At 71.1% G+C, this 26,902-nt stretch carries 29 protein-coding genes; 15 read left to right on the forward strand and 14 right to left on the reverse strand.

The annotated features are described in order from the left end of the window. Nucleotides 1–92: 92 nt before the first annotated feature. Nucleotides 93–1,085, reverse strand: a complete 993-nt coding sequence (locus HD596_RS25900; protein WP_185071904.1) for a glycoside hydrolase family 18 protein — start codon at nucleotides 1,083–1,085, stop codon at nucleotides 93–95. A 56-nt stretch (nucleotides 1,086–1,141) separates the two neighbouring features. On the opposite strand from HD596_RS25900, the gene lepA reads away from it, so the two are divergent. Continuing rightward, nucleotides 1,142–2,968: a translation elongation factor 4 gene (lepA, locus tag HD596_RS25905; protein WP_185071905.1), complete on the forward strand. Its 1,827-nt coding sequence runs from the start codon at nucleotides 1,142–1,144 to the stop codon at nucleotides 2,966–2,968. A gap of 31 nt (nucleotides 2,969–2,999) precedes the next feature. Next, nucleotides 3,000–3,491, forward strand: coding sequence for a GNAT family N-acetyltransferase (locus HD596_RS25910; RefSeq protein ID WP_246554819.1), 492 nt, complete (start codon nucleotides 3,000–3,002; stop codon nucleotides 3,489–3,491). Between the two features lie 5 nt (nucleotides 3,492–3,496). Here HD596_RS25910 and HD596_RS25915 read toward each other — a convergent pair whose 3' ends face one another. Together HD596_RS25915 and ccmA are read right to left on the reverse strand one after the other, a co-directional pair. After that, a complete protein-coding gene (locus tag HD596_RS25915; RefSeq protein ID WP_185071906.1) occupies nucleotides 3,497–4,978 on the reverse strand; it encodes a DUF6297 family protein in 1,482 nt (493 codons plus the stop codon). A 79-nt stretch (nucleotides 4,979–5,057) separates the two neighbouring features. Next, nucleotides 5,058–5,681 (reverse strand): heme ABC exporter ATP-binding protein CcmA, encoded by a 624-nt coding sequence (gene ccmA / locus HD596_RS25920; RefSeq protein ID WP_185071907.1) that lies wholly within the window; start codon nucleotides 5,679–5,681, stop codon nucleotides 5,058–5,060. 150 nt (nucleotides 5,682–5,831) lie between these two features. Between ccmA and HD596_RS25925 the strand changes: the two genes are divergently transcribed. Next, entirely contained in the window at nucleotides 5,832–6,074 is a 243-nt protein-coding gene (locus tag HD596_RS25925) for a hypothetical protein (protein ID WP_185071908.1), read from the forward strand. A 9-nt stretch (nucleotides 6,075–6,083) separates the two neighbouring features. Here the strand turns inward: HD596_RS25925 and HD596_RS25930 are convergent, their stop codons facing one another. The 5 genes from HD596_RS25930 to HD596_RS25950 all read right to left on the reverse strand — a co-directional run bounded on the left by HD596_RS25930 (nucleotide 6,084) and on the right by HD596_RS25950 (nucleotide 11,936). Then, complete coding sequence (locus HD596_RS25930; protein WP_185071909.1) at nucleotides 6,084–6,794, reverse strand: response regulator transcription factor; 711 nt, start codon at nucleotides 6,792–6,794, stop codon at nucleotides 6,084–6,086. Beyond that, complete coding sequence (locus HD596_RS25935) at nucleotides 6,791–7,888, reverse strand: sensor histidine kinase (protein ID WP_185071910.1); 1,098 nt, start codon at nucleotides 7,886–7,888, stop codon at nucleotides 6,791–6,793. The genes HD596_RS25930 and HD596_RS25935 overlap by 4 nt, the downstream gene beginning before the upstream one ends. Before the next feature lie 734 nt (nucleotides 7,889–8,622). Continuing rightward, nucleotides 8,623–9,111 carry a hypothetical protein gene (locus HD596_RS25940; protein WP_185071911.1) on the reverse strand — a complete coding sequence of 163 codons (489 nt, stop codon included), beginning with the start codon at nucleotides 9,109–9,111 and terminating at the stop codon, nucleotides 8,623–8,625. 323 nt (nucleotides 9,112–9,434) lie between these two features. Then, nucleotides 9,435–10,682, reverse strand: coding sequence for a glycoside hydrolase family 18 protein (locus HD596_RS25945; protein ID WP_313044695.1), 1,248 nt, complete (start codon nucleotides 10,680–10,682; stop codon nucleotides 9,435–9,437). A gap of 36 nt (nucleotides 10,683–10,718) precedes the next feature. Further along, a complete protein-coding gene (locus HD596_RS25950; RefSeq protein ID WP_185078728.1) occupies nucleotides 10,719–11,936 on the reverse strand; it encodes a styrene monooxygenase/indole monooxygenase family protein in 1,218 nt (405 codons plus the stop codon). An 81-nt stretch (nucleotides 11,937–12,017) separates the two neighbouring features. Between HD596_RS25950 and hemW the strand changes: the two genes are divergently transcribed. Further along, nucleotides 12,018–13,238, forward strand: coding sequence for a radical SAM family heme chaperone HemW (hemW, locus tag HD596_RS25955; RefSeq protein WP_185071913.1), 1,221 nt, complete (start codon nucleotides 12,018–12,020; stop codon nucleotides 13,236–13,238). On the opposite strand, the gene HD596_RS25960 is transcribed toward hemW, so the two are convergent. The 3 genes from HD596_RS25960 to HD596_RS62050 are packed head-to-tail and all read right to left on the reverse strand — an operon-like array spanning nucleotide 13,235 to nucleotide 15,638. Beyond that, on the reverse strand, nucleotides 13,235–13,987 hold the full coding sequence (locus HD596_RS25960; RefSeq protein ID WP_185071914.1) for a DUF4870 domain-containing protein: 753 nt from the start codon (nucleotides 13,985–13,987) through the stop codon (nucleotides 13,235–13,237). The two genes, hemW and HD596_RS25960, sit on opposite strands and share 4 nt — an antisense overlap. Next, complete coding sequence (locus tag HD596_RS25965; RefSeq protein WP_185071915.1) at nucleotides 13,984–14,790, reverse strand: DUF3097 domain-containing protein; 807 nt, start codon at nucleotides 14,788–14,790, stop codon at nucleotides 13,984–13,986. The genes HD596_RS25960 and HD596_RS25965 overlap by 4 nt, the downstream gene beginning before the upstream one ends. 17 nt (nucleotides 14,791–14,807) lie before the next feature. Continuing rightward, nucleotides 14,808–15,638 (reverse strand): hypothetical protein, encoded by an 831-nt coding sequence (locus HD596_RS62050; protein ID WP_246554833.1) that lies wholly within the window; start codon nucleotides 15,636–15,638, stop codon nucleotides 14,808–14,810. 158 nt (nucleotides 15,639–15,796) lie between these two features. Here HD596_RS62050 and hrcA point away from each other — a divergent pair, with 158 nt between their 5' ends. From hrcA to HD596_RS25985, 3 genes are read left to right on the forward strand one after another with little or no spacing between them, the layout of a single operon-like run. Further along, nucleotides 15,797–16,810: a heat-inducible transcriptional repressor HrcA gene (gene hrcA, locus HD596_RS25975; RefSeq protein ID WP_185071916.1), complete on the forward strand. Its 1,014-nt coding sequence runs from the start codon at nucleotides 15,797–15,799 to the stop codon at nucleotides 16,808–16,810. An 11-nt stretch (nucleotides 16,811–16,821) separates the two neighbouring features. Then, nucleotides 16,822–17,961: a molecular chaperone DnaJ gene (gene dnaJ, locus HD596_RS25980; protein ID WP_185071917.1), complete on the forward strand. Its 1,140-nt coding sequence runs from the start codon at nucleotides 16,822–16,824 to the stop codon at nucleotides 17,959–17,961. 1 nt (nucleotide 17,962) lies between these two features. Next, nucleotides 17,963–18,688, forward strand: a complete 726-nt coding sequence (locus HD596_RS25985; protein ID WP_185071918.1) for a 16S rRNA (uracil(1498)-N(3))-methyltransferase — start codon at nucleotides 17,963–17,965, stop codon at nucleotides 18,686–18,688. Between the two features lie 6 nt (nucleotides 18,689–18,694). On the opposite strand, the gene HD596_RS25990 is transcribed toward HD596_RS25985, so the two are convergent. Both HD596_RS25990 and HD596_RS25995 read right to left on the reverse strand, forming a co-directional pair. Next, nucleotides 18,695–19,345: a hypothetical protein gene (locus HD596_RS25990; protein ID WP_185071919.1), complete on the reverse strand. Its 651-nt coding sequence runs from the start codon at nucleotides 19,343–19,345 to the stop codon at nucleotides 18,695–18,697. Next, nucleotides 19,342–19,854, reverse strand: a complete 513-nt coding sequence (locus HD596_RS25995; protein ID WP_080047132.1) for a SigE family RNA polymerase sigma factor — start codon at nucleotides 19,852–19,854, stop codon at nucleotides 19,342–19,344. The genes HD596_RS25990 and HD596_RS25995 overlap by 4 nt, the downstream gene beginning before the upstream one ends. 280 nt (nucleotides 19,855–20,134) lie before the next feature. Here HD596_RS25995 and HD596_RS26000 point away from each other — a divergent pair, with 280 nt between their 5' ends. The 8 genes from HD596_RS26000 (at nucleotide 20,135) to era (ending at nucleotide 26,150) form a co-directional block, all read left to right on the forward strand. Beyond that, nucleotides 20,135–20,479 carry a histidine triad nucleotide-binding protein gene (locus HD596_RS26000; protein WP_185071920.1) on the forward strand — a complete coding sequence of 115 codons (345 nt, stop codon included), beginning with the start codon at nucleotides 20,135–20,137 and terminating at the stop codon, nucleotides 20,477–20,479. A gap of 105 nt (nucleotides 20,480–20,584) precedes the next feature. Further along, complete coding sequence (locus HD596_RS26005; protein WP_185071921.1) at nucleotides 20,585–21,625, forward strand: PhoH family protein; 1,041 nt, start codon at nucleotides 20,585–20,587, stop codon at nucleotides 21,623–21,625. Beyond that, complete coding sequence (gene ybeY / locus HD596_RS26010) at nucleotides 21,622–22,098, forward strand: rRNA maturation RNase YbeY (RefSeq protein WP_185071922.1); 477 nt, start codon at nucleotides 21,622–21,624, stop codon at nucleotides 22,096–22,098. The genes HD596_RS26005 and ybeY overlap by 4 nt, the downstream gene beginning before the upstream one ends. Beyond that, on the forward strand, nucleotides 22,095–23,390 hold the full coding sequence (locus HD596_RS26015) for a hemolysin family protein (protein ID WP_185071923.1): 1,296 nt from the start codon (nucleotides 22,095–22,097) through the stop codon (nucleotides 23,388–23,390). Before ybeY ends, HD596_RS26015 begins: the two co-directional genes overlap by 4 nt. A 335-nt stretch (nucleotides 23,391–23,725) precedes the next feature. After that, nucleotides 23,726–24,355, forward strand: a complete 630-nt coding sequence (locus tag HD596_RS26020; protein WP_185071924.1) for a hypothetical protein — start codon at nucleotides 23,726–23,728, stop codon at nucleotides 24,353–24,355. A gap of 65 nt (nucleotides 24,356–24,420) precedes the next feature. Continuing rightward, nucleotides 24,421–24,738 (forward strand): cytidine deaminase-like protein, encoded by a 318-nt coding sequence (locus HD596_RS26025; protein WP_185071925.1) that lies wholly within the window; start codon nucleotides 24,421–24,423, stop codon nucleotides 24,736–24,738. 29 nt (nucleotides 24,739–24,767) lie between these two features. Then, on the forward strand, nucleotides 24,768–25,223 hold the full coding sequence (locus tag HD596_RS26030) for an NUDIX domain-containing protein (RefSeq protein WP_185071926.1): 456 nt from the start codon (nucleotides 24,768–24,770) through the stop codon (nucleotides 25,221–25,223). A gap of 18 nt (nucleotides 25,224–25,241) precedes the next feature. Next, nucleotides 25,242–26,150, forward strand: coding sequence for a GTPase Era (gene era / locus HD596_RS26035; RefSeq protein ID WP_376775886.1), 909 nt, complete (start codon nucleotides 25,242–25,244; stop codon nucleotides 26,148–26,150). Nucleotides 26,151–26,341: 191 nt separating this feature from the next. On the opposite strand, the gene HD596_RS26040 is transcribed toward era, so the two are convergent. Then, on the reverse strand, nucleotides 26,342–26,812 hold the full coding sequence (locus HD596_RS26040; protein ID WP_185071928.1) for a hypothetical protein: 471 nt from the start codon (nucleotides 26,810–26,812) through the stop codon (nucleotides 26,342–26,344). Nucleotides 26,813–26,902: the final 90 nt, after the last annotated feature.

A 26,902-nucleotide genomic window follows, 5' to 3' on the forward strand; every position in this document is an offset into this window, starting at 1 on the left:
TGAACAGGATACCAATAACTCAGGTTGGCTCTCAAATCAACCGCGTGGTGGAGCATCGGCGTTTCCGATGCTCGGCGCCCGAAAGCCCCAGGTTAGCCGATTACCCACCGCGTGGCGTACTCACGCCAGTCCTCCTCCGTGGCGGCGAAGTCCACATAGAGGGCCAGGCCGAAGCGCTCGCGGCGGCCGTGCTCCGACAGCGCGAGCCGGGCGCCCTCGGCGGCCATGGCGACGCTCTCGGCGTTGTCGAGCCAGGGCACGCCGTGGTCGTGGTAGGCCGGGGCGCCGATGTAGAGGGCCTTGGCGGCGGGCACCAGGTCCAGGGCCAGCTCGGACTGGCGGGCGACGTAGCCGCCGTAGAGGGACTGCAGCGGGGTGAAGGAGTCGTACGTCATGACGGCGACCTGGTCCACGCGGTCCACGACCTGCTTGAAGTAGCCCTGGGACCAGTACTTGTCGTGCGCCAGCACGGCCCTGGCGGTCAGGCGCAGGCCCGGGTACGGCTCGATCTGCGGGGTGGAGGCGGACAGCAGGGCGGTGTGCCGGCGGGTGCGCTCCAGCAGCTCCAGGAACTCGGTGTCGCCGTCGCCGATCGGCTCGAAGTTGTAGTGGATGCCGTCGTAGCCCTGTTTCATGATGGCGGCGACGCCGGACAGGACGTTCTCGCGGGACTTGGGGTCGTCGAGGTCGAGGCCGTTCTTGACGGACTGGCCGAGCCAGGCGGAGATGCGGACCGCGGGGAGGCGCTCGCGAAACCATTTCACGAAATTTCCGGCGTTGGGGTATTTGTCTGGGCTTAAGGTGCCGTCCCAGTTGAAAGGGCCGGAGTGGACGTACACGTCCTTGATCCCGGTGGCGCGCAGCCGTACCGCCAACTGCTCGACGTCACGCTCCGTGCGGCGGCCGTCCACCCACGCGTGGCCCAGCCAGAGCGCGTCGTTGCCCGTGCTCTTCGCCCAGGCCGCCGGCGCACCGGTAAACTGGAGCCGGAGCGCGGCGGCGAGGAGGCCGACCAGCGCGGCCACGATGGCCAAGGCAAGCGCGAGCAGGCGCAGGCCGCGGCGGATGACGGTTCGGGCAGTCACCCGGGCATGTCACCATGAAAGACTGCTTGACCTCAACCCTGTCGAAACGGACTTCGGTGCGCACTCAGCCTGGCCAGACCGACCCCGCGTTGATCCGCAACTTCTGCATCATCGCGCACATCGACCATGGCAAGTCGACCCTTGCCGACCGGATGCTGCAGATCACCGGCGTGGTCGACGACCGCTCCATGCGTGCTCAGTACCTCGACAGGATGGACATCGAGCGCGAACGCGGCATCACGATCAAGTCGCAGGCCGTGCGGCTGCCGTGGGACGGCCACGTGCTCAACATGATCGACACGCCCGGCCACGTCGACTTCACCTACGAGGTGTCCCGGTCGCTGCAGGCGTGCGAGGGCGCGATCCTGCTGGTAGACGCGGCCCAGGGCATCGAGGCGCAGACGCTGGCCAACCTCTACCTGGCCATGAACGCCGACCTGCACATCATCCCCGTCCTCAACAAGATCGACCTGCCGGCGGCGCAGCCGGAGAAGTTCGCCGAGGAGCTGGCGGGGCTGATCGGCTGCGACCCGTCCGACGTGCTCAAGGTGTCCGGCAAGACCGGCGAGGGCGTGCGCGAGCTGCTCGACCACGTGGTCCAGGAGGTGCCCGCCCCCGTCGGCGTCGCCGACGCGGCGGCCCGGGCGCTGATCTTCGACTCCGTCTACGACACCTACCGCGGCGTCGTCACGTACGTGCGGGTCGTGGACGGCCACCTGAGCAAGCGCGAGCGCATCCTCATGATGTCCACCGCCGCCACCCACGAGACGCTCGAGATCGGCGTCATCTCGCCCGAGCCCAAGACCTCCGACCTGGGGCTCGGCGTCGGCGAGGTGGGCTACCTGATCACCGGCGTCAAGGACGTGCGCCAGTCGCGCGTGGGTGACACGGTCACCTCGTCGGCCAAGCCCGCCCAGGAGATGCTGGCGGGCTACGAGCACCCCAAGCCGATGGTGTTCTCGGGGCTCTACCCGATCGACGGCGACGAATACCCCGAGCTGCGCGAGGCCCTCGACAAGCTGCAGCTCAACGACGCGGCGCTGGTCTACGAGCCGGAGACGTCGGCGGCGCTCGGGTTCGGGTTCCGGGTCGGGTTCCTGGGGCTGCTGCACATGGAGATCGTGCGGGAGCGGCTGGAGCGCGAGTTCGGCCTGTCGCTGATCTCCACGGCGCCCAACGTGGTCTACCGCGTGGTCATGGAGGACGGCAAGGAGCTCACCGTCACCAACCCGTCGGAGTTCCCCACGGGCGGGAAGATCGCGCAGGTCTTCGAGCCGGTCACCAAGTCGACGATCCTGGCGCCGTCCGAGTTCATCGGGGCGATCATGGAGATCTGCCAGGGGCGGCGCGGCCAGCTGCTCGGCATGGACTACCTGTCGGAGGACCGGGTCGAGATCCGCTACACGCTGCCGCTGGGCGAGATCATCTTCGACTTCTTCGACCAGCTCAAGTCGCGCACCCGCGGCTACGCCTCGCTCGACTACGAGCCCGCCGGCGAGCAGGAGGCCGACCTGGTCAAGGTGGACATCCTGCTGCAGGGCGAGCCGGTCGACGCGTTCAGCGCCATCGTCCACAAGGACAAGGCCTACACGTACGGCGTCGACATGGCGAAGAAGCTGCGCGAGCTGATCCCCAGGCAGCAGTTCGAGGTGCCGATCCAGGCCGCCATCGGGGCCCGGGTCATCGCCCGCGAGAACATCCGCGCCATCCGCAAGGACGTCCTGGCCAAGTGCTACGGCGGTGACATCTCCCGTAAGCGGAAGCTGCTGGAGAAGCAGAAGGAAGGCAAGAAGCGGATGAAGATGGTCGGGCGCGTGGAGGTGCCCCAGGAGGCCTTCGTCGCCGCGCTGTCCACCGAGTCGTCCACCGACAAGAAGAAGTAGGGCTTTCGGGGTAGGCGACTACCCTGAAAGCATGGAAGTGGTGCAAACCGCGCGCATGGTCCTTTCTCGGGTCACGCTCGACGATCTAACCGCTGTCCATGAGCTTCACTCCGACCCCCGTACCAATGTGTACAACCCCGGGGGCCCCAGCGTCGACCTGGTGTCCAGCCGCGCCATGCTGGACCTGTGGCTCGCCGACTGGGCCGAGCGCGGCATCGGCTACTGGGCCGCGCGGGCGATCGGCGGGTCGGAGGTGCTCGGGTTCGGGGGACTGCGCCGCGCGATCGTCGGCGGAGACGAGGTGCTGAACCTTTACTACCGGTTCCGGCCGTCCGCCTGGGGTCACGGGTACGCGGGGGAGCTCGTGGAGGCGGCGCTGCGGGTCGGCAAGGAGCTCGGGACCGTCGTCGCGGTCATCCGGCCCGACAACCTGGCCTCGCTGAAGGTGGCGGAGCGGGCGGGCATGCGCAGGGACGGGACGATCCCGTACGGGGGCGTCGAGAGCGTCGTGTACGTGGCCTGAGCGCCCTACCCGCGATTTCGGATTACGTACCCCACCAGCACCAGAGCGCCCGCGGCGGCCTGAGCCGCCAGGAAGCCGCCCAGCGGGCCCGGCGGGGACAGCAGCGCGGCGACGGCGGGCAGGCACCCGAGCACGGCCAGGTCCACCCCGGTGAGCGCCCACCGCAGCGGCCCGGTCGGGATCGCGCCGCCCGGGGTGTCGATGATCGGCATGGAATGGTCGATCGGACCCCTCCTGGCCATCCGCAGCGCGGCCGCGGCCAGCGTGGGGGCCGCCAGTGGCCCGAACAGCCACCACGCGCCCGGCAGCGCGCCGCCCACGCTCAGGGCGGCCAGCCCGAGGGTCGCCCACGCGCCGCCCAGCAGCATGGGCAGCACCGCGCGGGCCGCGAGCGCCTGGCGACGGTCCACGCCGAGCAGCCTGGACAGGGCCGGATTGTCGCCGTCCCTGCGCGCCCCCGACACGCTCATCGCCGCCACGGCCAGCGAACCCGCCAGCACGGCCGCTCCGAGCGTCACCGGAGCGCCGCCCGCCTGCGCCAGCACGGCGGGCAACGCGGACATCGCGAACATGACCCCCAGGCGTCCCGGCCTGCGGCCCACCCGGCGCCAGTCGTGCCAGGCCAGCGCGAGGGGCGCGGGCAGCGACGGCCACCGCCGCGAGCTGAGCTTCCTGGCCCGCCAGTGGTTGTCCTCCGCGATCCAGGTGAGCACTTCGGGGTCGAGGCCGACGGCCGCGTCCGCGACGTGGCCCGCCCGGGTCGAGGCGGTGACGAGGGTACGGGTGGGGATCCGGTCGAGCGACGCCCACGCGTGGCGTACCAGCAGGGTGGAGGACGCCGCCGCGAGGGCCGCGGCGACGGCCACCGCCGACAGGGGAGCGCTCGCGGCGACGGCGAGGACCGTGCGCAGCTGGCCGCTGACGGTCACGACGGCGGCCACCAGCAGCGCGACCGTCGCGGCCGTCAGCCAGACCTGCCACGACTGGGACGCCTGACCGAGCACGGCCAGGGCCATCCCGCCCGCGGTCGCCGAGACGCCCACCACCAGCGCGCCGAGCAGGCGCCACACGAGCTGGTCCGGGGCGCCCAGCACGGCGACCAGCCCCAGCCCGAGCAGCAGCCCGGCCGCCACCGCCACCGCGAGCAGCACCCGAGCCGTTCGCCCGAGCAGGTGCCGCCGGTTCAGCGGCGAGGGCAGCAGCCAGGAGGCGTCGGGGGCGGGCAGCATCACGGGTCCCGCCGCGCGGGCCGCGGCCAGGAAACCGGCCAGCGCCAGCGCGAGCAGGGCCGCTCCGGCGCTCACGCGGGCGGGATCGGCGGCTCCGGCCAGCCCTTGGAGCACGGTGGTGAGCGGCTGGCCGAGCACGGCGGCGAGCATCGCCAGCCCGAACCCGGCGACGTACCGATCGAGCAGGCCGCCGCGGGCCGGGCCACGCGAGCGGAGATACGCCCGCACCACCCGCACACTGCCCGCCGCCCCGCTCACGCGCCCACTCCCGACGGTGGGGGTACGTCGGCTCCGCTCATGCGGCCATCCCCGACGGCGGGGGGCGCGTCGGCTCCGCTCATGCGTCCACCCCTGACGGTGAGACCTGGCGGGCGCGGCCGGCCAGGCCATGATCGTGCGTGGCCATCACCACGGTGCCTCCCTCACTCGCGTACTCCTCGAGCAGATCGCCCAGCCGGCCCCGGAAACCGGCGTCCAGGCCGCGTTCCGGCTCGTCGAGCAGCAGCAACGTGCTCGGCCTGAGCAGCGCGGAGGCCAGGGAGAGACGCTGGCGCTGCCCGGTGGACAGGTTCAGCGGCGGCGCGTCCGCCCGCTCCACCAGCGCGAACACCTCCAGCGCCGCCTCCACCTCCATCCGCGCCTCGGCGTGCACGGCTCCCATGAGCTCCAGGTGCTCGCGGGCGGTGAGCCCCGGATACCAGGCGGGCTCGTCGCCGAGCATCGCCACCCGGCGCCAGAAGGCGGCGTCATCGGCCGGTGGCTCCCCGAACACCCTGACCTGGCCGGAGGTCGCCGGCTGGAGCCCCGCCAGGCAGCGCAGGAGGGTCGACTTGCCGCTCCCGTTCGGGCCGACGACCGCCACGATCTCGCCCGGTGACACGGTCAGCTCCATGTCCCGCAGCACGGGGTTGCCGCCGAGTTCGACCGTGAGGTCGTGAACGCTGATGATCGAGTCGTACACGGTTCGAGCCTAGCCAGCCGGGCGCGCGGCTGATCGCGACGATTTTCTGTCGGTGCCATCGCCTACCTTCTATTCCGAACACCTGTGCGACTGGAGGGTGACGTGATTGCTTCTGAGCGATTCGAGCGTGCCGCCGTGTTGGGGGTGGCTGTGGCTGAGGAGACTCGGCGGCTGCTGAGGCTCCACCTGGCTCCGGGGGAGGAGGGAGGCGACGGCACCGTGCTCGTCGACGTGCCCTATCCCGACGCGGCCGTGGTGGCGGCGCTGCTCGACGTGGCGGCGGAGTGTTTCGGCGAACGGGGTGACTCCGTCGAGGAGACCAGGCAGGCGGCGTTGGAGACGTTGTTACAACTGGCCGGGTTCGACGGCGAGTCCCAGCTCAGGCGTCCCTGATCGGCCGGCTCACTGGGGGCGCGCCACTCCGTGCCGGAAGGCGTAGGAGACGGCCTGGGCGCGGTCCCGCAGTCCCGCCTTGGCGAAGAGGTTGTTGATGTGGGTCTTGACGGTGGCCTCCGAGATGTAGAGGCGGGCGGCGATCTCGGTGTTCGAGAGGCCGTCGGCGATGAGGGCCAGCACCTCGCCCTCGCGCGGGGTCAGCCCGTCGGGGAGCCCGTCACGGACGATTCCAGGAGGAGGAGGAGGGGTGTTTCCGGTTGTGGCCGGGGGTTGCCTCGGGGGCACCGACATGGTGTCCAGGAGGCGGCGTTGGACGGTGGGGTCGAGTTGGGCGTCGCCGCGCTTCACCGTGGCGACGGCCCTGGCGATGTCGTCGGCGTCCGCGTCCTTGGTGAGGAAACCGCGCGCGCCCGCTCTCAGCGCCGCGAAGACGGACTCGTCGTCGGAGTACGTGGTGAGCACCACGACCTGGGTGCCCGGAAACTCGGCGCGGATGCGGGCGGTGGCCTCCACGCCGTCCATGCGGGGCATGCGCAGGTCCATGAGCACCACGTCCGGCCGCCGCTCCCCGACCAGCCGCAGCGCCGCCTCGCCGTCGCCGGCCGAGCCGACCACCTCGATGTCCGGCAGCAGCCCGAGCAGCAGCACCAGGCCCTCGCGCACCACGGCCTGGTCGTCCACCACGATGACCCTGGTCATCCGGGCGCCCTCGGTCATGCCGGCACCTTCAGGCGCACCTGGAAGCCTCCGTCGCGTTCGCCTGCCGACAGCGTCCCGCCGAGCAGCTCGGCCCGTTCACGCATGCCCACGAGACCGTAGCCGCCCCCGGGCGAGCCCTTCTCGGGGGAGGCCGGGTTGGTGATGCGCAGCTCGCACCAGAGCCGGTCAAACTCGAGCTCGACCGTGGCCGGGCTGCCGGGGGCGTGGCGGCGTACGTTCGTGAGGGCCTCCTGGGCGGTGCGCACCAGGGCGAGCTCCGTCTCCGGCGGCAGGCGGTGCTCGGGGCCGCAGACGCGCAGCGTGCAGGTCTGGTGGGCGGCGCTCTCGAAGTCGTCCGCCAGCGTGCGCAGCGCCACGGGGAGCGCGGGCGGGTCCTCGCGCAGCGCCTGCACCGCACGCCTGGCCTCGTCGAGCCCAGACTTGGCCAGGTCGCGGGCCTGGGTGACCCGATCGAGCGCCTCGGCCGTCCGCTCGGCGCGCAGCAGCAGCTTGGCACCCTCCAGGTGGACGAGCTGGGCCGAGAGGGAGTGGGCGAGGATGTCGTGGATCTCCCTGGCGATCCTGGCCCGCTCCGCGAGCACGGCCTCCCGCGCCTCGGCGGCCCTGGTGGCCTTGCGCTGCCTGGCCGCGTACGAGAGCAGGAAGATCAGGCAGGTGCTGAGGACGAGGGGGAGGTCGCGGGCCGGGTTGCCGACGATCGCCCCCGCCACGACCAGGCCCCCGACGGCCAGCAGGCCGATCGGCAGTGCTTGGCGCAGGGTGAAGCGGGTCACGGCCAGGCTGACGCAGATGAGCAGAGCCCCGATCGCGGCGCCGCCGTCGGTCAGGGTGCTGAGGACGATGGAGAGGATCACGGCCAGGGCGAGGGCGATCAACGCGACAGGCACCCCAAAAACCTGCAGCCCCCGCAACTCCCCCCACCCCGCCCCCGCGCCCGCCTTCGCGCCCGCCTTCGCGCCCGTTCCCGCGCCCGCCTTCGCGCCCGTTCCCGCGCCCGCCCTCGCGCCCGTCCCCGTCCCGGCGCCCGCGCCCGCCTCCGCCACGCCACCCGGCGTCCGCAGCCTGCTCGATGCCGCCGGCCCCGGCCGCATCGCGCCGCCGGTCGTCGGCGACCCTGGCCGCGTCGGACCGCCGGTCGTCGGCGACCCCGGCTGCGTCAGGCCGCCGTGCCCTGACGGTGCCGGGGCGACGGGTTCCGACGATCCCGACACCGTCAGGCCGCTGGTTGCTGGTCCTGACGGTGCCGGGGTGACGGGTTCCGATGATCCCGATGGTGCCGGGCCACCGGTTGCTGGTGCTGACGGTGTCGGGCTGCTGGATGCCGGGGGCTCTGGCTGCGGTTGGTTGGCCGGTGTCGGGGCTTCCAGTCGCTGTCGGCTGCCTGACTCCGGAGCTCCTGGGGCCGTCGGGGTGCCTGGCGCGGACCGCTGCGGTGGGCTGCTTGGCACTGGCACTTCTGGCCGCGGCGGACTGGCCGGCGCCAACGGCTGCGCCAGCGAGCCTCCTGCCCGCCGACCCTCCGCGTGGCCCTCCGGCCGGACCTCCCACTGGCTCTCGGGACGCGCCTCCTGTCGTCCCTCTTGCCGGGTCGCTCGTGAGGCTTCCCGTGGGGTCTCTCGGTGGACGGGATGGGGCTGGGTGCGGCGGTCGCGGAGGGACAGGAACAGGGTGGCGAGCAGGGCGAGGCCCAGTCCGGCGGTCAGGAGGGTGATCGCCAGTCCGGTGCCGGTCAGGCCGGGTGCGGGGGTCGCTCCCAGCTGGGCCACGATCAGCAGCGCGATCACCCCGAGCTGCAACGCGAGGGCGATTCCGTACGGCGCACGCATCACCCCACGACGGTATCCGGTCGCCTGGCCGTGCTCGAAAGCGCACGCCCCCTCTGAGCGATGACGTACGACTGGGCGCCGATGGTGAGGCCGATGAACAGCAGGATCCCGCCGGTGGAGAGTTCGAGGCCGAGGGCGCCTCCGGCGAAGTACAGGCCGACGCGGATGGCGATCGAGGCCAGCCACACCAGCATGGTCCAGGCCGTGGCCTTCGACCAGGAGACGCCGGAGTCGTCCAGCCACACCCGTACGGTCGTCGCCCGCCACACGCCCAAGGCGACGGCGATGGCGGCCTCCACCAGGACCAGGCTGATGCTGAGCACGAGGTGCCGGGGATCGATGGCCCCGCCGGATGCGATGCCGGCGACGATCATGGCGGCGGCGGTGTAGAGGATGCCCCGCTTGGCGGTGGGACGGGTCTTCATCTGGCGGTAGACGACGAACACCACGGCGAGGAGGACCAGGGGAGTGATCAGTATGGGTTCCACGGGTTCGACCGTAGGGATCGGCGGGGCGTACCGGATCGGCCCGGGGGTTGAGTGCGCGGATCTCCACCCTGGGGTGGAGATCGAGGTGAGAGGTAATCGGGTCGCTGGGGGAGCGGGCCGTCCAAATATCGTCGTTGTCTCCGTAAGCGTGAGCCAAGCGGTCGAAGCTGGGGCGTACGGCGATCGACAAGCGGGCGGTCATGCACCGGGTGGCCGTACTGGCCAACCCAGACAGCCGCACATCCCCAGGTGGGGAGGTGCTGGGTGGGCCGGGCGGCAGCGGTGTGCGCCCGGCTCAGGCCAGGGCTCGGAGCTGGGTGGGGTCAGTGGAGGATCGAGTACAGGGCTGAGGTGAGGGAGGCTCTGGTGTCGTCCTGGTCGATGGACCACATCATCGAGCCGCCCAGCCCCTTGAGGCGGATGTACGCCGCCTTCTGCAGCAGCACCGCCGGATCGTCGTACGACCAGAACTCGTTCCCGTCATACAGCCACAGCGTCCCGGTCCGCAGGTCCCGGTAGCGCTTGCCGGGCTTGGTGACCAGGTCCTTGTAGTCCTCGGTCCCGGGCCCCCACTTCCCGGCGGCGGGGCCGGTGGCCGGCTTGTAGAGGCCGTCGCCGCCGCCGGTGACCCCCGTCCAGCCCTGGCCGTACGCGGGTACGCCGACCACGATCTTGCGGCCGGGCGCCCCGCGGGACAGGTAGTCGCGTACGGTCTGGTCCACGCTGTAGCGCACCGGGTTCGGATCCCGCCGATCGGTGAAGAGGTTGCCGTTGTGCCCGGTCTGCGCCTCCCACGTACCGTGCAGGTCGTACCCCTGGACGGTGGCGAAGTCGAGCGCCCTGAACACCCGCCGCACCTCGAACCCGGTGTCGATCTTGGCGGCCGCGGCGGGGAGGAAGGCCGAGAGCTGCGCGCTCGAGGAGAAGGCGGTGAGCTGCGCCCGCAGTTCCTCCGCGAACAGCGTGAAGTTCCGCCTGTCCTCCGGCCGCACGACGTTCCCCTCGGCGCCGGAGGAGCCCGGCCACTCCCAGTCCAGGTCGATCCCGTCGAACACCCCGGCTCCGGCTCCGGCGGGCAGGTCCGGCAGGTTGCCGCGCAGCCACAGGTCGATGCAGGAGCGGGCCAGCGCGGCGCGGGACTCGGCGGTGAGGACCGCGTCGGAGAAGTACTTGGAGCCGGTCCAGCCGCCCAGCGAGATCAGCACCTTGAGCCCCGGGTGCTTGGCCTTGAGCTTGCGGAGCTGGTTGAGGTTGCCGTTCAGGGCCTGGCCGGGCGCGTCGGCCACGCCGTCCACGCTCTGCTCCGCGGGCACGGGCCGCTGCCAGTCCGCCCACGGGTCGGCCGAGTAGCAGGCGCCCTCGGCGTTCACGAACCCGAACGCGTAGTTCAGGTGCGTGAGCTTGGCCGCGGCGCCCGTGGCGTCCACGTCCTTGACGTGGTAGTTGCGCCCGTAGACGCCCCACTGGATGAAGTACGCGACCCGTTTGAAGCCGGTGCGGGCCTCGGCGGGCACGGAGATCGCCGTACAGCCGAGTAAGAGCGAGAGTGCGAGGAGGATCGTCTTCTTCACGGGGCGACTCCCGGGGTGCATTTATAGGAAACTTTCCTAAAAGTAGGGCGCAGGCCCGCCGCCGTCAACGATCCGCGCCACCTCCTCGGGGCTCGAGATCACCGCCCACGCGTACGCCGGGTTCGCGAACAGGCCGAGGACCAGGTCCGCCACGTCCTGCCTGGTCGTGGCCGCCAGCAGCAGGGTGACGACGTGCGCGGCCGGCGGCCGCAGGAACGCGTTGGTCCAGTCGGTGACCGGCGCCGCCGCCTCCCACATCCGCTCGGCCGTGGCGCGGCCGAAGGCGGCGTCGTACGGGCCGCCCGCGGCGATGGCGTCGGCCGCGATCCAGGCGCAGGCCGAACCCAGGTTCGCGCCCTGGCCGGTCAGCGGGTCGTTGGTGATCCAGGCGTCGCCGACGGCCAGCGCGATCCGCCCGCTGGGCAGCTCGGCCACCGCCTCGCGAACGACGGGCGTGATCGCCCCCTGCAGCAGGTCGTCCTCGCCCAGCAGCTCGAAGCCGCCGTCCAGCCGCTCGGCCAGCCGCGGCGCGTGCTCGGCGAGCAGACCGGCCAGCTCGCCGGCGACCTCGGCCGCGGGCAGGTGCGAGAGCGCCTCCAGCGGCCCGCCGGGAACCGCCTCGACCAGCACGCCGGAGACCACGCCGCCCCTGGTCATCATCGGCATGCGGAGGATCTCCCCGCACCCGGGCGAGACGTTGTAGCTGAACACGGGGCCGAGGTCGAGGCCGCCGTACAATCCGGCCGTCAGGACGCGCTGCGGCCGGTCGAACGGCGAGCGCGCCGGGTCGCGCGGGAACAGCTCCGCCACCGAACGCCGCCCGGCCGTCACCACCATCAGCTCGTGCTCCCGGGACCAGCGGTCCATCCGCGCCGCGTCCGCCGGCGCGCCGGTGACGACGACCTCGCCGCCCCGGCCGGTGAAGTCCTCCAGGTACGCCGGCAGCAGCAGCCGGAAGTCGACCGCGTGGAACGGCTCGGAGATCCTGGCCAGGAACTCCAGCGGCGGATCCCCCTTGATCGAGAGCCTGGCGGATCCCATCAGGCAGGCGGGATCCCGGTAGTGCTCGCTGCCCAGCTCCCGCTCCCGCGCCAGGGTGTGCCCCATCCTGCTCACCGTGTTGGGCAGCCGCCCCGAGCGCAGGGAAGCGGCGTCCCGCTCGCTGTAGAGCGTGGCCTCGACGCCGAGCTGCTGCAGGCGCAGGGCGAGGGTCAGCCCCGAGATTCCCGCGCCCACGATGCCGATGCCGGCCATGTGATCAACTCCCTCCCAGGTAGTGAACCTCTCGGGGGTTGCAGTTCGATAGCACCCTCGAACACCCGGCACACTGAAGGGGTGCCATCCACCCTGCCTGACGGCGATCCCGTGCCCGCTTCGGGCGAGCTGCCCGACAGCGCCCTGAGGGGCCTCGGCGAGCGTCCGTTCGGCTTCTATGTGCACGTACCGTTCTGCGTGACCCGCTGCGGCTACTGCGACTTCAACACCTACACCGCTGCCGAGCTGGGCCCCGGCGCCTCGCACCGGGACTACGCGGACACCGTCGTCGAGGAGATCCGCCTCGCGCGCCGCGTCCTGGGCCAGGCCGAGCTGCCGGTGGAGACGGTGTTCTTCGGCGGTGGCACGCCCACGCTGCTCCCCCCGGAAGACCTGGCCAGGATCCTGGCCGCGATCGACTCGGAGTTCGGGCTGAGCGCGGGGGCCGAGGTGACCACGGAGGCCAACCCCGAGTCCGTCGACCCCGCCTACCTCGACAAGCTCCGGCAGGGCGGCTTCAACCGGGTCAGCTTCGGCATGCAGAGCGCGGCCGAGCACGTTCTCCAGGTGCTCGACCGCCGGCACACCCCCGGCAGGGCGGCGGCGGCCGTCAAGGAGGCGAGGCAGGCCGGGTTCGAGCACGTCAACCTCGATCTGATCTACAGCACGCCCGGCGAGTCCGACGACGACTGGCGGGCCTCGCTGACCGCCGCGATCGAGGCCGGGCCCGACCACGTGTCCGCGTACTCGCTGATCGTCGAGGAGGGCACCAGGCTGGCGGCCAGGATCCGGCGCGGTGAGCTGCCCATGCCCGACGACGACGTGGCCGCCGACCGCTACCTGATCGCCGACGAGCTGCTGTCCCAGGCCGGGTTCGACTGGTACGAGGTGTCCAACTGGGCCACCTCCGACCGGGCCCGCTGCCGCCACAACCTCCTCTACTGGACCGGCGGCGACTGGTGGGCCGCCGGGCCCGGCGCCCACAGCCACGTCGGCGGCACCCGCTGGTGGAACGTCAAGCACCCGGCCGCCTACGCCCAGCGGCTGGCCGCGGGCGCGTCGCCCGCCCACGCGCGTGAGGTGCTCGGCGACGACGACCGGGCGGCCGAGCGGCTGATGCTGGAGCTGCGGCTGTCGTCCGGCTACCCGCTGGCCGACGTGGCCCCGGCCGCGCGCCCGGCCGTGGCGAGCGCGCTGGCACGCGGCCTGCTGGAGCCCGGGCCGTTCAGGTCGGGCCTCATGGTGCTCACGCTCCAGGGACGGCTGCTGGCCGACGCGCTGATCAGGGATCTGCTGGTCTAGGTGATCAGGCGGATGGCGAACGGGTAGCGGTACCTCTCGCCCTTGTTGGTGGCCATGGCGGCCTGGATGTGGAAGATCAGGGACAGGATCCAGATGGCCGGCAGCAGGAGCAGGCCGATGAAGATGATCGTCAGGAAGCCGGCCACGACGTAGCCGATGAACATCGTGATCTGGAAGTTGAGCGCCTCCGCCGCCTGATCCCTGACGTAGGGGGACTCGTCCTTCTTCATCAGGTAGATGATCAGCGGGCCGACCCAGGAGACCACCAGGCCGAGCACGTGAGAGAGCATCGCCATGGTGGTGTCGTCGGTGCCCGGACGGGGGCCGAACCTGCCGGGGACGTACGGCTCGCCGGGCGCGCCGTACCCGTAGCCGGGCGGCTGCGGCGCGGAGCCGTAACCGGGCGGGGGAGGGCCGTAACCCTGGGACTGCTGCCCGCCATAGCCGGGCTGGCCGTAGCCGGGCTGGCCATAACCGGGCTGGCCGTAGCCGGGCTGGCCCTGGCCGGGTTGCCCGTAGCCGGGTTGCCCGTAGGGCGGTTGGCCGTAGCCGGGCTGGGACCCTGGCTGCTGGCCGTACCCCGGCTGGCCGTAATGGGGCTCGGAGCCGGGCTGCTGGCCGTAAACCCCAGGCTGTCCGTAGGAGCTGGGCTGCTGGGGGCCGGAGCCCTGGCCGGGCGGGATGCTCGACGGGGGGACGAAGCGGGTGGCGTCGTCGTCCGGCGGCGGTTGCGGCGGGCCCTGGCTCATGATGCCTCCGTAACGAAGTCGATCAGTTCCTCGACCCGGCCGAGCAGTTCCGGCTCCAGGTCTGTGTACGTGGAGACGGCCCCGAGGATCCGCCGCCACGCCTCCGGGGGCTCCATGCGCCAGCCCAGGGCGGCGATCACGCCCTCTTTCCACGGCACCCCGCGCGGCACCGCGGGCCAGGCGGGAATGCGCAGCACGGACGGCTTGACCGCCTGCCAGATGTCGATGAACGGATGCCCCACGACGAGCACGTCCGGCGAGGTGATCTCGGCGGCGATCCTGCTCTCCTTGGAGCCGGGCACGAGGTGGTCCACCAGCACCCCCAGCCGGCGCCCCGGCTCGGGGCCGAACTCCGCCACGATGGCCGGCAGATGGTCCACGCCCTCCAGGTATTCGACCACGACTCCCTCGACCCGCAGGTCATGGCCCCAGATCTTCTCCACCAGGGCGGCGTCGTGCACGCCCTCCACGTAGATGCGACTCTCCCGGGCGACCCTCGCCCGCAGCCCCTCCACGGCGATCGAACCCGACGCGCTGCGCCTGGGCCCCGCCGGGGCCGCCGTCGGGCGTACCAGCGTCACGGTCTTGCCCTCCAGCAGGAACGCGGCGGGCGCGAGCGGGAACAGCCGGCGCTTGCCGAACCGGTCTTCGAGCGTGACGGCCTCCTTGTCGCAGGCCACCACCGCGCCGCAGAAGCCGCTGTCGGCGTCCTCCACGACGAGGTCCAACTCGGCCGGCACCTTCGGGATCTTGCCCTTGCCCGGCCGCCGCCAATTCCCCGCCAGCACATCGCCCTCGTACACACGGGGACCGTAGCAAATCACCCGCCGACCGCAAGGCGCTTGCGCGCGCCGCTGCGGCGGACCAGCACGATGATGGTGCCGGCGATGGCGACGAGCAGTCCCGCCCCGGGGATCAGGATGAGCGCCATCACCCCGCCGGCGATGCCGCCCGCGGCCGAGGTCAGCTCGCGGCCCACGCCGTACCGCACGTCGGCCTGTTCCTGGGTGGTGCAGGACAGCTGGTAGTCGCCCCTGCTGGGCGCGTTGATCACGAGGATCTGCTCCCACTTGACGGACCCGGACGTGACCGTCTGGGTGCCGGTGGTCTTGGCGAGCCTGGCTCCGTTCGAGATCTGGCACTCGTAGTGGACGGCGGTGTCGCTGGAGAGGTAGACGGCGGGTTTGTTCGCCGGGTCGATGGGCACCGTCACGGTTTCGCCGGACGCGAACGTCTTGGTGGGGGCGATGTTGCTGACGCTGCTGACGATGCCGTTGGTGAACAGGACGACGCCTGCGATGGTGCAGGCCACGGCGATGCCCCAGACGAGAGCGATCCACCAAAGTCGCGGTTTGATGGCTTTCGAGTCGATTCGCGCGGGGAATTGGGGTTGTTGGCCGTACTGTCCGTACTGAGGAGGTGGGCCGTATTGGGGCGGCGGGCCGTACTGAGGCGGGGGCCCGTACTGCGGTGGCGGGCCGTATTGAGGCGGCGGCTGGCCGTAGCCGGGCTGGGACCCGGGCTGAGGGCCGTAGCCGGGCTGCGAGCCGGGCTGAGGCCCGTAACCCGGCTGGGAGCCGGGCTGTGGGCCGTACCCGGGCTGGGAGCCGGGCTGGGGCCCGTACGGCGGCGGCGGGGAGTTGTCGCTCATGTCGGCAAGTGTGGTACTTGCCCCTTGTAAGAAGCTAGGAGCTGGGTTGCGACCTTGTGTTATCGCACCTTGTGGATGAGAGCCGTACACTTGGCACTCAGGAACACAGAGTGCTAGATGGTTGCGTTCCTCGGATGTCAGAGGCAGGAGGTGAGCACGTGCTCGACGATCGGAAGCTGGCGGTGCTCCGCGCCATTGTCGAAGACTACGTGTCCACCAACGAACCGGTGGGCTCCAAGGCGCTCGCTGAGCGCCACAACCTGAAAGTCTCCCCGGCGACGGTCAGGAACGACATGGCCGCGCTGGAGGAGGAAGGCTACATCACCCAACCCCACACCAGTGCGGGGCGCGTGCCGACCGACAAGGGCTATCGGCTGTTCGTCGACCGGCTCTCGCAGGTCAAGCCCCTGTCGTCGGCCGAGCGCCGGGCCATCGAGACGTTCCTGGCCGGCGCGGTCGACCTCGACGACGTGGTCACCCGCACGGTCCGGCTGCTCGCGCAGCTGACCAGGCAGGTGGCGGTGGTGCAGTATCCGACGCTGACGCGTTCGACGGTCAGGCACGTCGAGCTGGTGCCGCTGAACGACCGGCGGGTCATGCTCGTGCTGATCACCAACACCGGCCGCGTCGAGCAGCGCGTCATCGAGCTGCCCGAGGTGATCGAGGACACCCGCATCGCCCACCTGCGCGCGGTGCTCAACGCCTGCCTCGACGGCTGCGGCCTGAGCAACGTGCCCGAGCTGGTCGCCGACCTGCCCGAGCGGCTGCCCATCGAAGACCGGCCCGCCGCGGCGACGATCCTGTCGGTGCTGCTCGAGACACTGGTCGAGCGGCACGACGAGAAGATCGTGTTCGCCGGCGCGGCCAACCTCGCGGGCGCCGACTTCGCGACCGGCCTGCGCGACGTGCTCGAGGCGCTGGAGGAGCAGGTCGTGCTCATGAGACTGCTCGGTGAGACATCCGCAGACACACCGTCCGCGCTCACCGTGCGCATCGGCTCCGAAAACCCCTATCTGCGGGGGACATCCATAGTCGCGACCGGATACGGTTCAGGCGACAACCAACTGGCCCGGCTCGGCGTGTTGGGGCCCACGAGGATGGACTACCCAGTGACGATGGGAGCCGTGCGCGCGGTGGCACGCTACGTCAGCCAGATCCTGGCTGCATCATAAGAGGTCGATAAGTGGCAAACAGCGACTATTACGCCACCCTCGGGGTGCGCCGTGACGCCAGTCAGGACGAGATCAAGAAGGCCTACCGCCGACTTGCCCGTGAGCTGCATCCCGACGTGAACCCCGATCCTGAGACCCAGGAGCGGTTCAAGGAGATCACGCAGGCTTACGAGGTGCTGTCCGACCCGAACAAGCGCCAGATGTACGACCTGGGTGGCGACCCCTTCGGCGGCGCCGGAGCAGGCGCGGGCGCCGGCGGCTTCGGAGCGGGCTTCCCCTTCAGCGACATCATGGATGCCTTCTTCGGCACCGCGACCGGCGCCAGGGGGCCGCGCTCGCGTGCCCGCAGGGGACGCAACGCCACCATCCGGGTCGAGCTCGACCTGCGCGAGACGGCGTTCGGCACCACGCGTGAGCTGGTCGTCGACACGGCCGTGCTCTGCGAGGTCTGCCACGGGGCCGGCGCGGCGCCCGGCACCCACCCCGACACCTGCGACATGTGCAACGGGCGCGGCGAGATCTCCCAGGTCACCCGCTCGTTCCTGGGCCAGGTCATGACCTCGCGGCCGTGCCCGCAGTGCGGTGGTTTCGGCACCATCATCCGCCACCCCTGCCAGGAGTGCTCCGGCGACGGCCGGGTGCGCACCCGCCGTACGATCAAGGTCCGCATCCCCGCGGGCGTCGAGGACGGCACCCACATCCAGCTCGCCGGCGAGGGCGAGGTCGGCCCCGGCGGCGGCCCGCCCGGAGACCTGTTCCTCGAGATCGTCGAGCGCGCCCACGAGATCTTCGAGCGGCGCGGCGACGACCTCCACTGCACCGTGCAGATCCCGATGACGGCCGCCGCGCTCGGCACCATCCTGGCGGTCGAGACGCTCGACGGCTCGGAGGAGGTCGACGTCCGCCCCGGCACGCAGTCGGGCCAGGTCATCACCATGTTCGGGCGGGGCGTGCAGCGGCTCAACGAGTCCGGCCGCGGCGACCTGCTGATCCACGTCAACGTCGAGACCCCGACCCGCCTCGACCCCGCGCAGGAGGAGCTGCTGCGCGAGCTGGCCAAGCAGCGGGGCGAGGAGCGGCCGCCGGGCAAGTTCGCCCCCGGCCAGCAGGGTTTTTTCTCGCGGCTGCGCGACGCCTTCAACGGCAGGTGACGTGACCGTCCCGGTGTTCCTGTCGCAGGAGCTGGACGGGCCCGAGCTGACGCTCGGCGGCCCGGAGGGGCGCCACGCGGCCTCCGTGCGGCGCCTGCGGGCCGGCGAGCGGATCGATCTGACGGACGGCGCCGGCGCGGTCGCCGAGTGCGTCGTCCGCGAGGTCCTCAAGGACGCGCTGAGGCTCGACGTGCTGCGCCGCTACGAGGTCGAGCCGCCGCGCCCGCGGCTGGTCGTCGTCCAGGGGCTGCCCAAGGGCGACCGGGGCGAGCTGGCCGTCGAGATGATGACCGAGGCGGGCGTGGACGTCATCGTGCCCTGGGCGGCCGCGCGCAGCATCACCCAGTGGAAGGGCGACAAGGTCGCCAAGGGGCTGCACAAGTGGCGCTCGACGGCCCGTGAGGCGGGCAAGCAGGCCCGCAGGTTCCACCTTCCCGAGGTGGCGGAGCCCGCCACCACCGCGCAGGTCGACAAGCTGCTGGCGGGCGCGGCGCTGGGGCTGGTGCTGCACGAGGAGGCGGCCGAGCCGCTGTCCGGCGTGGCGCTGCCCGCGTCGGGCGACATCGTGGTGATCGTGGGGCCCGAGGGGGGCGTCTCGGACGACGAGCTGGCCGGGTTCCGGGCGGCGGGGGCGGTGCCCGTGCTGCTGGGGCCCACGGTGCTGCGTACGTCCACGGCAGGGGTGGCGGCGGCCTCCGTGCTGCTCACGCGTACCGGACGCTGGTAGGAGCCTTCAGGGCGCCGTGTGCGAGGCGTCCACCAACGGGCTGGTCACGTCGGTCGGACTGTCGGTGATGTCGTCGGGCGGGCACTCGTCGGCCGGGCACGCCGTGGGCTGCAGGGTCTCCTCCACCGACTGCGACGGCGTCGGGGTCGGCGAGACCGTGGGGCAGTCGGACGGCGGCTCGGCCTGCTCGGCCAGGGGCGACGGGCACTCGGTCGCCGTGGGAGTGGGGGTCGGCGAGGGCCTGCTGGTCGACTCGGCCCTCTTCGTGGGCCGGGGCGTCGGGCTCTTGGAGGGGACCTCGGGGACCCCGACCGGGTGCTGGTCGTGGCTGGTCGGCTGCCTGGGCGGCGGCTCCTGGGAGCGCGTGGTGGAGGAGTTGGACGGGACCTTGGAGGTCGTCTCGCTGTCCACCCCGATGATGGGCTGGTCGATGATCTGCTGGCGCAGGCTGGGAACGGCCATCACGATCGTCCCCGCCACCAGGAGCGCGCTGGCGGCGGCCGCGCCCGCTCGCCACCAGAACAGATTGCGGACACCGCGCCGCTCGATGCGGGCGCGGATGATCTCCAGTCCTTCCGGCGAGGGCACGACCGCGTTCGCCTCCGCGCGGAGCGCACGGCGCAGGAGATCTCCGTGCTCGTCGGGGGGCTGGGTCATGACATTTTCTCCAGAACGGATCGCAAGGCGGCCATGCCACGTGCGGTGTGGCTCTTGACCGCGCCCTTGCTGATGCCCATCGCGTGGGCTATCTCAGCTTCGGACAGATCACCGTAGTACCGCAGAACAAGTGCTTCTCTCTGTCGGGTCGGCAGGGCCCGTAACGCCTCGATGACGGCGGAGCGTTCCAGCTCGCCGATCGCGCCGTTCTCGGCGCTCGGAGCATCCGGCAGACCTTTGGGTGCGTACTTCTCGACGACCGCGCGGTGACGCAGCACGGAACGGGACCGGTTGACGACGGATTGACGGAGGTAGGCGAGTGCTTTGTCGGGGTCCCGCAGTCTGCGCCAGGCGCCGTGAATGGCGACGAACGCGTCCTGCACGACTTCCTCAGCTGTTGCTATGTCTCGCACCAGCAACACGGCAAGACGCACCAACGACCGAAAATGCGCGCTGTAGAGCGCGGTAACGGCCATGTCGGCATCCCACCCGACCGGCACCGCCCCCATCGACCTGTCGGCCAGAAGGGTTTCGGTGGTCACATCAGTGGGACGCGCGGCCTTCCCAGAGGGTTTACGCTCTTCCGGTTCTTGAGGTTTCCCCGGTTCCTTAGGGTGCATTACCCAGTCGTGTCCTCGCCAGGTGGCGCTCGCCCGACCCTGAATCGTCTCTTTTTTTGCTGAAGTGTCGCACACTTACCCTAACCGTGTGGATCTTCCTGCGCACGACACAGCTGATTACCGATTCGCAACGGGTTCCCTACGTCGGGTGTCTCGATAGGGTGGCCGGGTGAGCGATTGCCTCTTCTGCCAAATCGTCGCCAAGGAGATTCCCGCCGAGATCGTTTACGAAACCGGCAGGACGCTGGCGTTCCGCGACCGCAACCCGCAGGCCCCGACCCACGTGCTGGTCATCCCGAAGCAGCACCACCGCGACGCCGCGGAGCTCGCCGGGGCCGACGACGGGCTGGCCGACGACGTGCTCAAGACCGCCCACGCCGTGGCCGTGCAGGAGGGCGTGGCCGAGGGCGGTTACCGCGTGGTGTTCAACACCGGGCCCGGCGCCGGGCAGACGGTCTTCCACGTGCACGCCCACGTCCTGGGCGGGCGTGGCCTCACCTGGCCCCCCGGCTGATGCCGGCCGGCTGATATTGGGGAGAGCAATCGGGCTGCTCCCGGATACCATGGGCTCAGAAGAACAACGCAAGAGACCTGGAGGCATCAGGCCGCGGGCCTGCCCATGTCCGAACTACACGAATCCCGACGTACGGCACCTCCCTCGCGCACTCAAGCCAAGGTGCTGATTCCGGACGAATACCCGATGGTCAGCCTCCTGGGCTCCCGCGACGAGCTGCTACGCGTCATCGAGGGTGCCTTCAGGGCCGACATCCACGTACGGGGCAACGAGATCACCGTCACCGGCAGCCCCGACGAGAGCGGCACCGTGGTGCGGCTCTTCGAGGAGCTGGTCGAGGTCCTGCGCAGCGGCGGCGAGCTCACCCCCGATGCGGTCGAGCGGAGCATCGCCATGCTCCGCATGACCTCCGACCGTCCCGCCGAGGTGCTGTCCCTCGACATCCTCTCCTCGCGCGGGCGCACGATCCGGCCGAAGACGGTCAACCAGAAGCGCTACGTCGACGCGATCGACAAGCACACGGTCGTGTTCGGCATCGGCCCCGCCGGCACCGGCAAGACCTATCTCGCGATGGCCAAGGCCGTGCGGGCGCTGCAGGAGAAGCGGGTCAACCGGATCATCCTGACCCGCCCGGCCGTCGAGGCCGGCGAGCGGCTGGGTTTCCTGCCGGGCACGCTGTACGAGAAGATCGACCCCTACCTCCGGCCGCTCTACGACGCCCTGCACGACATGGTCGACCCCGACTCGATCCCCAAGCTGATGGCCGCGGGCACGATCGAGGTCGCGCCGCTGGCGTACATGCGCGGTCGCACGCTCAACGACGCGTTCATCATCCTCGACGAGGCACAGAACTCCTCGGCCGAGCAGATGAAGATGTTCCTCACCCGGCTCGGGTTCAACTCCAAGATCGTGGTGACCGGTGACGTGACGCAGGTCGACCTGCCCGCCGGCACGGTGAGCGGGCTGCGGGTCGTCCAGGAGATCCTGGACGGCATCCCCGACATCCACTTCGCGCGCCTGTCCAGCGCCGACGTGGTCCGCCACAAGCTGGTGAGCGAGATCGTGGACGCGTACGGGCGTTACGACGCCACGCAGGCCGCGCAGGAGCCCAAGAGCATCCAGCACCGGGGGAAGCGGCGGCCATGAGCATCGAGATCAACAACGAGTCGGGCGTGGCGGTCGACGAGGAGAAACTCGCCGCCCTGGCCGCTCACGTGCTCGGCGAGATGGGCATCAACCCGCTCGCCGAGCTGTCCATCGTGGTGGTCGACGAGGACGCCATGGCCGAGCTCCACGAGAAGTGGATGGGCGAGCCGGGCCCGACCGACGTGCTGGCATTCCCGATGGACGAGCTGCGCCCTGGCGGCGGGGCGCGCGGCGACTCGGAGAGCCCCGCCGACCCGGCGCTCCTCGGCGACGTCGTGCTCTGCCCGCACGTGGCCGCCCGGCAGGCCAAGGAGGCGGGCCACAGCGCGGCCGACGAGCTGGAGCTGCTGTGCACGCACGGCATCCTCCACCTGCTCGGCTACGACCACGCTGAGCCCGAGGAGCACAAGGAGATGTTCGGCCTGCAGGCCCGGCTCCTGGAGTCGTGGCAGGAGGTGCGCAACCCGCGGTGAACGCCTGGTTGCTGTCGGCCATCGCGCTCGTGATCATCGGTGGCCTGATCGCCAGCGCGGAGACGGCACTGACGCGCATCTCCAGGGTGCGCACCGAGGAATACGTGCGTGAGGGCCGGCGGGGCGCGAAGCGCCTGCAGGCCATCGTCGACGACCCGCCCCGCTACCTCAACCTGCTCCTGCTGCTCAGGCTGAGCTGCGAGCTAGTGGCCACGGTCATCGCGACCCTGCTGTTCATCGACCTCATGCACGACCAGGGCTGGGCGTACGTCTGGGCCGCGGTCGTGATGATCGTGGTCAGCTACGTCGTGGTCGGCGTCATGCCGCGTACGCTGGGCCGCCAGCACGCCGAGCCGGTCGCGCTGGCCAGCGCCCCCATCGTCTACGGCCTGACCCGCATCTTCGGCCCCCTGCCCAAGCTGCTCATCCTCCTCGGCAACGCCCTGACCCCCGGCAAGGGGTTCCGCGACGGGCCGTTCACCTCGGAGGCCGAGCTGCGCGAGCTGGTCGACCTGGCCGAGGAGCGCCGGGTGATCGAGCCGGACGAGCGCGAGATGATCCACTCGGTCTTCGAGCTGGGCGACACGCTGGTGCGCGAGGTCATGGTGCCGCGCACCGACATGGTCTACATCGAACGCGGCAAGACGATCAGCCAGGCCCTGTCGCTGGCGCTGCGCAGCGGGTTCTCCCGCATCCCCGTCCTGGGCGAGAACGAGGACGACGTCATCGGCATCGCCTACCTCAAGGACATCGCCCGCAAGATCCACGAGTCCGGCGAAGGCGGGGGCGAGGACACGGTCGAGTCGATCATGCGGCCGGCCGCGTACGTGCCCGAGAGCAAGCCCATCGACCAGCTCATGCGGGAGATGCAGGCGCGCCAGATCCACATCGCCATCGTCATCGACGAGTACGGCGGCACCGCCGGGCTGGTCACGATCGAGGACGTGCTGGAGGAGATCGTCGGCGAGATCACCGACGAGTACGACCAGGAGGCGCCCCGCGTCGAGCCCATGTCCGACGGCGGGATGCGGGTTACGGCCCGGATGCCGGTCGACGAGCTGGGCGAGCTGTTCGACACGGAGATCGAGGTCGACGACGTGGAGACCGTCGGCGGGCTGCTCGCCCACGCTCTGGGCCGGGTGCCCATCGCCGGCTCGCAGGCCGAGGTGGCCGGGCTCGCGCTCACCGCCGAGAGCCTGGCGGGCCGCCGCAACCGCATCAGCACGGTGGTGGTCCGCCGCGCCAAGCCGCCGGAGGACGACGCCGAACCGGTCGGCGCCGAGCAGGACTGACCTGTCTCACGGCGGGTCGGGACGAAGGCGGACGAAGGTCGCAAGCGTTCTACAAGTCTTCTGCAAGCCGGGCCGGGCACTCTCTAACCACGGCATCCAGTGCGGTGGGTGTCAGAGGGGAAGGCATCCGAACGCCGGGTGGGGTTCGCGGCGAGAGGATGCGCCTGGGGGGACGACAGTGTCCCGGCCGGCTGCCCAGCCGGCTGGGACGCGGGTCGGCGTAAAGGGTGTTCTCGTCCGGAAAACCGGGTGAGGGCACCCTTTTTGCGCATTGGTGGAAGCTCCGGTGGATTGCCGCATTCGTCGGTGGGGGAGGCTGCGATCCAGGGGGAATCATGAAACGCGAGATCATCGCCGGTGCCCTGCTGGCCGGCGTACTGGGGGGTTGCGTCAGCGGCGGGAGGGGGAGCGCTCTCGACGCGCAGGCCACCGCGCACCTGCGCGAGGTGCTCAGCAAGGAGCCGCCGTTGCCCGACGGGTTCACGGCCAGGCCCGAGCAGGCGTGGCGGATGCCGTTCGCGCAGGCCGACAGCAACTGCAAGGCCGTGCTGGAGCCCGTCGGGGGGCTCGCGCCGCGGCAGGCGCTGACGGCCGAGGCCGCGGTCAGCTACCGCGGCGACGGGCTGGGGGAGCAGGCCGGGGTGGGGCTGGCCCGGTACGCGGACGGGGAGGCGGAGGAGCACCTCGACGCGCTGGCCGAGGCCCTGGAGTCGTGCCGGGAGGTACGCACGTCCTCCGGCACGGAGCTGCGCTCGCAGGAGCTCCCGGTCGAGAACGCGGCCGACGAGACCGTGGGCGCGCGGCTGACCGGACGCCTGAACGGCTACCCGTACGCGATGGACGTCGTGCTGTCGCGGGTGGGCGACACGCTGGTCTCGGTCGTGCACACGGGCATGAACGACGTGGACGCCGCCCGTACCAGCGAGGTGGTCGACGCGGTCATCTCCATGGCCGGGACGCACTGACTCGCATCGTCTGCTGCCAGGCCTGGTCGAGCCCGCCTGGCGGATTTCTCGTTAGCCTTGTCCCCGTGACACTCGATCCTGAAGACAGCAAGATCATCACTCTGGCCCGGGCCGCGCGGGCGCGTAACGAGTCCGCGGAAGGGGCCGCCGTACGCGACGAGACGGGTCGTACGTACTCGGCGACCAACGTGGCGCTGGATGCGCTCACGCTGTCGGCGGTGCAGGTGGCCGTGGCCATGGCCGTCTCCAGCGGCGCGCGGTCCCTGGAGGCCGTGGCGCTGGTGAGCGAGGGCGCGCCGAGCGCCGCCGACGAGGCCGTGGCCGCGGAGCTGGGCGTCAAGGCGCTGCTCGTGGCCGGTCCCGACGGGAAGCTGCGGGGCTGACCATGCCGATGTCGCCATTTTTGGCGAAATTGCGGGAAAAGGTTGGCTCTGACCTGCTCATGCTGCCGTCGGCGGCCGCGTTCGTGTTCGACGACGCCGGGAGGCTCCTGCTGGCCAGCCACGGCGACGTGGGCCTGTGGGCCGCGCCCGGCGGCGGCATCGACCCGGACGAGCGGCCCGAGGACGCCGTCGTCAGGGAGCTGCGGGAGGAGCTCGGCCTCGACATCGAGGTACGCGGCCTGATCGGCGTGTTCGGCGGCCCCGAGTTCCGCACCGTCTACCCCAACGGACATCAGGTCGGCTACGTCATCGCCGCCTACGCCTGCGCGATCGCCCCCGGCTCCGCCGGGCCGGAGCCGGACGGCGTCGAGATCAACGACTTTCGATGGGTGACCGAGCAGCAGCTCTCGGAGCTGTCGACGACGCCCTGGACCCCGATCGCCGCGCCTCGGGCGTTCGCCTGGTGGCGTGCGCATGCCCGCTGATAGGCCACAATGCAGAATGTGACTTCGCCAGACAACCATCGCGCCGGATTCGCCTGTTTCGTGGGGAGGCCGAACGTCGGCAAGTCCACGCTCATGAACTCCCTGGTCGGCAGCAAGGTGGCGATCACCTCGTCCAAGCCGCAGACGACCAGGCGCACCATCAGGGGCATCGTGCACCGGCCCGACGCCCAGCTCGTGATCGTCGACACGCCTGGTCTGCACCGGCCGCGCACGCTGCTCGGCGAGCGGCTCGACAGCCTGGTGCTGTCCACGCTGACCGAGGTCGACGTGATCGGCTTCTGCGTGCCCGCCAACGAGCCGATCGGCAAGGGCGACCGGTTCATCGCCGACAAGCTCGCGGCGGTGAAGAAGACGCCGGTCGTGGCGGTCGTGACCAAGTGCGACCTGGCGTCCAAGGAGCAGATCGCGGAGCAGTTGCTGGCGGTGTCGCAGGTGGGGGAGTTCGCCGCGATCGTGCCGGTGTCGGCGCAGTCGGGCGAGCAGCTCGACGTGCTGGCCGACGTGCTGATCGAGCACCTGCCCGAGTCGCCGCCGCTCTACGAGGACGGCCAGCTCACCGACGAGCCCGAGCAGGTGCTGGTGGGCGAGCTGATCAGGGAGGCGGCGCTGGAGGGCGTACGCGACGAGCTGCCCCACTCGATCGCCGTGGTCGTCGACGAGATGATGGCCCGGGAGGGGCGTGACGACCTGCTGGACATCTACGCGCACCTGTTCGTGGAGCGGCCCTCGCAGAAGGCGATCGTCATCGGGCACAAGGGGGAGCGGCTGCGCGAGGTGGGCACCAAGGCCCGCAAGCAGATCGAGGCCCTGCTCGGCACCCGCGTCTACCTGGACCTGCGGATCAGCGTGGCGAAGGACTGGCAGCGCGACCCCAAGCAGCTACGGCGGCTGGGCTTCTACGACTGATCCGCTCCGGGGCGGCGACCCAGCGCCAGCAGGCCACGACCGCTGACCATCGTCAGGGCGGGCAGCACGACGGCCGCTGACCAGCTCAGGGGCGGCGGACCAGCGCCTGGGCGGGGAGCGCGAGGACCGCTGATCCGCTCACGGGCGGTGGACCAGCGCCTGGGCGGGGAGCGCGACGATCGCTGATCCGCTCACGGGCGGCGGACCAAGGCCAGGACGGACAGCACGACGACCGCCACCGCGCAGCCCATGGCCGCGAACCAACCGAACTTGATCACCGGCCCGACCGACAGCACCTGGCCCAGGTCGAACGAGAGCCGGTCGCGGACGCCGCTCCCGTCGGTCATGAAGAGCACCAGCACCGCCACCGCCGCCACCCCCGGGACGGCGGCCAGGGCGGCGAGCCTGGGACGGGTGAGCAGTCCGGCGATGCCGCAGCCCAGCGCGGCCAGGCCCGCCACCAGCGTGTAGACGCCGAAGGTGTCGTCGATGCCGCGGATCTCGTTGGCCAGCCCGCCGCCGATCAGCTCGCTGCGCACCTCGAGCCCGGCCCACGGCAGGACGGCACAGAACACCAGCAGCGCTCCGGCCACCACGACGGCCAGGGCGTAGCCGCGATGGGCCGCCGGCTTGGCGGGAGCGGGCTGGAGGTAATCGGCCACACGATCACTGTAAGCCGGACACACGCCTCCCACCACCGTACGCAACGGGGTCGTCACCATCACCCCCAACCGCCGCCCCCAACCGCCGCC

The sequence above is a fragment of the Nonomuraea jabiensis genome, from assembly GCF_014204795.1.
In the GTDB taxonomy this organism is placed as follows: domain Bacteria; phylum Actinomycetota; class Actinomycetes; order Streptosporangiales; family Streptosporangiaceae; genus Nonomuraea; species Nonomuraea jabiensis.